The organism is Pelagivirga sediminicola (assembly GCF_003072125.1).
GTDB classification, from domain to species: Bacteria; Pseudomonadota; Alphaproteobacteria; order Rhodobacterales; family Rhodobacteraceae; genus Roseovarius; species Roseovarius sediminicola.
The window spans coordinates 1-710 of sequence record NZ_QCYH01000073.1 but is presented as its reverse complement, the minus strand read 5'-3'; the positions used below and the strand labels follow the sequence as shown (position 1 = coordinate 710).

At 53.9% G+C, this 710-nt stretch carries 2 protein-coding genes; both read left to right on the top strand.

The window, feature by feature from the left end; all coding sequences use genetic code 11:
• Positions 1–66 precede the first annotated feature (66 nt).
• Complete coding sequence (locus DC366_RS19515; RefSeq protein WP_207768799.1) at positions 67–345, top strand: transposase; 279 nt, start codon at positions 67–69, stop codon at positions 343–345.
• The coding region (locus DC366_RS19510; protein ID WP_133176263.1) for an IS3 family transposase at positions 342–710 on the top strand (369 nt) is incomplete at its 3' end. The genes DC366_RS19515 and DC366_RS19510, both read left to right, overlap by 4 nt.

The window sequence follows — 710 nt, the reverse complement described above, 5'->3', positions numbered from 1 at the left end:
TGAAGTGGTCCGGCAAACCTGGACAGCGTGCTAAGATGTATCCGACAATGACGACAGGATACACAAATGACGAAGAGACGCAGTTTTTCGGATAAGTTTAAGGCCACGGTAGCGCTTGAGGCGTTGCGTGGAGACAAGACGGCGCAAGAGATTGCGGCCAAGCACAAGATCCATCCGACACAGGTAACGACGTGGAAGCGACAGGCGATTGATGGTCTGACGGGCGTGTTTTCTGACAAGGTCAGGAAGGCTGAGGACAATGAGGCCGAAGTCAAAGAGCTGCACGCCAAGATCGGGAAGCTTGCGGTCGAAAACGATTTTTTGTCACAAGGGCTAAAGCGATGAGCCCGACCGAACGCAAAGCGATGATCCGCAAAGATCACGCCGATCTGAGTCTGACCAAGCAATGCAAACTGCTCAAGATTAGCCGGTCATCACTGTATTACACGCCGGTCGGCGTGAATGCCGAAACGCTGAAGCTGATGAATGAAATCGACCGGGTGTTCACGAAATACCCGTTCTTTGGCAGCCGCCAGATCGCCGCATATTTGCCGAGAAATGGGTTCCACGCAGGCCGACATCGGGTTCGACGTCTGATGGGGATCATGGGGCTGCAAGCCATCTACAAAGGCCCAAATACGAGCAAGAAGCATCCCCAGCACTCGATCTACCCCTATTTGCTCCGGAAGCTGCCGATCATGCGCCCGAAC

What these genes read in the sequence shown, in the direction of transcription:
- DC366_RS19515 (WP_207768799.1), top strand. Translation starts at nt 67, where the DNA reads ATGACGAAGAGACGCAGTTTTTCGGATAAGTTTAAGGCCACGGTAGCG.